Annotated in this window: 5 protein-coding genes; all 5 read left to right on the forward strand. The window is 72.7% G+C overall.

The window, feature by feature from the left end; all coding sequences use genetic code 11:
- Window positions 1–115 precede the first annotated feature (115 nt).
- Complete coding sequence (locus ACOV8S_RS23435; RefSeq protein WP_351116556.1) at window positions 116–553, forward strand: roadblock/LC7 domain-containing protein; 438 nt, start codon at window positions 116–118, stop codon at window positions 551–553.
- A complete protein-coding gene (locus ACOV8S_RS23440) occupies window positions 550–969 on the forward strand; it encodes a DUF742 domain-containing protein (RefSeq protein WP_448320030.1) in 420 nt (139 codons plus the stop codon). The genes ACOV8S_RS23435 and ACOV8S_RS23440 overlap by 4 nt, the downstream gene beginning before the upstream one ends.
- Complete coding sequence (locus ACOV8S_RS23445; RefSeq protein ID WP_382559545.1) at window positions 950–1543, forward strand: GTP-binding protein; 594 nt, start codon at window positions 950–952, stop codon at window positions 1541–1543. Before ACOV8S_RS23440 ends, ACOV8S_RS23445 begins: the two co-directional genes overlap by 20 nt.
- Window positions 1540–2769 (forward strand): cytochrome P450, encoded by a 1230-nt coding sequence (locus tag ACOV8S_RS23450; protein ID WP_448320032.1) that lies wholly within the window; start codon window positions 1540–1542, stop codon window positions 2767–2769. Before ACOV8S_RS23445 ends, ACOV8S_RS23450 begins: the two co-directional genes overlap by 4 nt.
- 9 nt (window positions 2770–2778) lie before the next feature.
- Window positions 2779–3667, forward strand: an 889-nt coding sequence (locus ACOV8S_RS23455; protein WP_448320033.1) for a hypothetical protein, incomplete at its 3' end; no start/stop codon positions are given.

Consider the following 3667-nt stretch of genomic DNA (forward strand, 5'->3'; position numbering starts at 1 on the left):
CCCCGGCCCCACGCCGCCCTCCCCGACCCCGAGACGTTCACCGCGGACCTGGGACGGGTGATGGACACCCTGATGGAGGGCTACGGCGACGGCACGAACGACCTAGGAGCCTGAGATGTCCGAGTACACCCATGCCACCGCCGACACCGTCGACATGGCGCCCCAGCTCAACACCCTGCTCGGTGACGGGGTCACCGGCGCCGTGCTGTTCTCCAGCGACGGGATGATGCTCACCCACACCGACGGGATCCCCCGGGACACCGCCGAGAAGCTCAGCGCGGCCTTCAGCGGACTGGCGTCGCTGCACACCTCGGTCTTCCTGGAGTTCTCCGGCAGCCGCCCCGACCAGATGCGGATGAAGTACAACATCATCGACTTCACCGAGATGACGGTGGCGGTCCTGTCGGCCGGACGCAACACCGGTCTGGCGGTGGCCGTGGAGGGCGACCGCTCGCCACGGGTGCAGGCCGCGATCGGCAAGAGCCTCAAACTGATCAAAGGGCTCGGTTCGTACCTGGAGGCCCGCGAACGGCAGCTCACAGCCGGGCAATGAGCGGCGGACCGGCAGCCGGCGGGCACACCCGACGTGGGGTGGTCCGCTCCCACACCGTCATCCCCCTCGCGGAGGAAGAGCCTTCCGGCGAGGTGGACCCGGCCGGCGTGGACGAGGTCCCGGAACCCCCGCGGCTGCGCACCGACCACGCCACCCTCCTCTCGCTCGCCCCGACCGCGCCGCGGGCCGGCCTGGGCGTGCAGGCCCACCGGGTGCTGGCGCTGTGCGCGCCGGGGGTCGTGTCGGTGGCCGAGGTGGCGGCCCACCTGGAGATGCCCGGCGGGGTGGTCCGCGTGCTGGTGACCGACCTGGTGACCCGGGGGAACCTGCTGGCGGCCGACCCGTTCGTCCCGCAGGCCCAGCCGCACGAGAAAGAATTCCTGGAACGGATACTCGATGGCCTTCAGCGACTCTAGACGTCCGCACTACCTGCCTCCGGGGTCCACCTCCGTGAAGATCGTGGTGCTCGGCGCCTTCGGCGTCGGCAAGACGACCCTCGTGGAGACGGTCTCCGAGATCCGGCCGCTGCGCACCGAGGAACGGCTCAGCCAGGCGGGGCAGATGGTCGACGACCTGCCGACCGCGGCCAAGACGACCACCACGGTCGCCATGGACTTCGGACGGCGCACGCTGGCGGGCGGCATCGTCGTCTACATGTTCGGCGCGCCCGGCCAGCCCCGCTTCGCCGACATGATCCGTTCCCTGCTCAACGGCGCGCTGGGCGGCATCGTCCTCGTCGACACGCGGCACGTGGACGCCTGTTACGAGTCGATCGGCCTGCTCGAGGAGGCCGGCCTGCCCTACGTCATCGCGATCAACGACTTCCCCCAGGCGCCGGTGTACCCCGAACCGGTCCTGCGGGACGCGCTGAGCCTGCCCGACGACCGGCCGATGATCCGGATCGACGCGCGGGCCCGCGAATCCGCGAAGCAGTCCCTGATCGCCCTGGTCAAGGACGTCCTGAGCCCCAAGGAGATCCAGGTGCGATGACGACTTCCGCGGGTGTCCCCCGACTTCACGGCACGGCCCTGGACGAACAGGACCTCTACGCGCACCTGCGGTCGCAGGGCCCGGTGGCCTGGGCGGAGATCGCCGACGGCATCCACGTCCTGGTGGTGACCGGCTGGCAGGCGGCCCGGGAGGTGCTGACCGGCCCGGCCTTCCGCAAGGACCCCGGTCACTGGGAGGCGCTGAACCGCGGCGTGGTCCCCTCCCGGCTGACCTATCTGGCCACCCCCGGACTGCACCACAGCGACGGCGAGCGGCACGAGCGGCTGCGGCGCGCGGTGGGCGACTGCCTGGCCTCGGTCAACCTGCACGCGGTCCGCGAGACGGTGCAGCGTCACGCCCGGGACCTGATCGAGGACGTGGCCGAACGCGGCCACCTGGACCTGATGGCCGAGTACGCGGACCGGGTGGTGGCCCGGACCATGACCGGACTGGCCGGTCTTCCGCCCGAGCAGGCCGACCGGGTGCGGGCGGCCACCGACCGGCTCGCCGACGCCCAGCCGGACGCCACCACCGCGTGGTGGGACCTGTACGCCATGGTCCAGGAGGTGCTCGACGAGAAGCGGGAGCACCCGGCCCGCGACTTCGCGTCCTGGCTGCTGGCGCACCCCGCCGGTCTCAGCGACGACGAGGTGTGCCACCAGGTGATCGCCCTGATCATCCTGGGCGCGGCGCCCACCGCGGCCTGGATCGGCACGACCCTGCACGCCCTGGTCGCCGACCCGGCCTACGCGACCCGGCTGATCGGCGGTTCGGTGACCGTGCGGGCGGCGCTCACCGAGACCCTCTCGCGCCGCTGCCCGGCCGCCACCATGTCCGCCTACTACGCGGTGAGCCCCACCGTGCTGCACGGGGTGCACGTCCCGCCGGGCATCCCCGTGCTGATCCACCACGCGGCCACCGGCGTCGATCCCCACCGCCCCGGGGACGGCGGCGCGCACGACCGCAGTCACCTCGCCTGGTCCGCGGGGGTCCACCAGTGCCCGGCGCCCGGTCTGGCGACCACCATCGCGGAGGCCGCGACCGAGACGGCCGTCGACATGCTCTGGGACCTGACCGCCCCGATCACCGCGGTCGCCCGGCGGCCCAGCCCGTTCCGCGCCTGCCCTGCCCACGTGGGGGTGCTGTTCTCCACCACCCGCAAGGGCAGAAGAAACCTTTCGACTTGGCGCGACGGACGCGACGTACGCCCCAGCGACGAGGAGTGAGACAGGCACATGTTGACCGTCCGAGATTTACCGGCCTTCCCCGAACTCGGCATCACCGCGTGCCGTGCCGGGGACGACCGGGAAGTGCAGTCCGCGCAGGTGCTGTCCGACACCGACTGGATCCGGTCGAACATCGCCCACGCGCTGATAGTCACGCACAGCAGATACCTGGAGGACGCCGAACGGATCATGTTCACCCTCTCGGCCGGCGGCGCGGCGGCGCTCGTCGTGTCCGGGGCGACCCCCGACACCCTCGACCCGGCCCTGCGGGACACCGCGGCCCAGCACCGGCTGCCGCTGCTGACCACCTCGCACTCGCTCAGCGACTGGAAGGCGCTGCTGACCCACCGTGTCTCCGAGCTGTGCGTGACCGCCGCCCGGCGGCACGCCGCCCGGCTGGGCACCCTGCTCGACCAGCTCGCGCACCCGCGGGCCGACACCGTCACCGGGGTCGCCGAGTACCTCGCGGAGGAGCTGCCCGGCAGCGTCGTCGTGCGGGACGCCGGCGGGGTGCGGGCGGCGGCCCCGCCCGCCGCGCCGGTCACCCTGGCGGCCGCGCTGGAGCACCCCGACCAGCCGCAGCAGGCGCTCGAGGGACTGCACGTCTCAACGGTGCCGCTGGGCGCGCAGGGCGCCCTCGTGGTCGGCACGCCGAGGCCGCTGGGACAGGCCGAGACCGAACTCACCACCTGCGCCGCCAAGGTGCTCACCGTCGCCATGCCCGGCGGGCAGCGCCCCGACGACCTGGTGGTCTCCGACGCGGTCCGCCAGGTGCGGCTGTCGGCGTTCCAGCTGCTGATGACCGGGCACGCGGTCGACGCCCAGCGGGTCACCGCCTCGATCATGCCGGGCCTGCTGGACCCCACGCACGCCCAGGTCTACGTCGCCGACTGCGGGC

It is taken from the genome of Streptomyces sp. CO7, assembly GCF_053474865.1.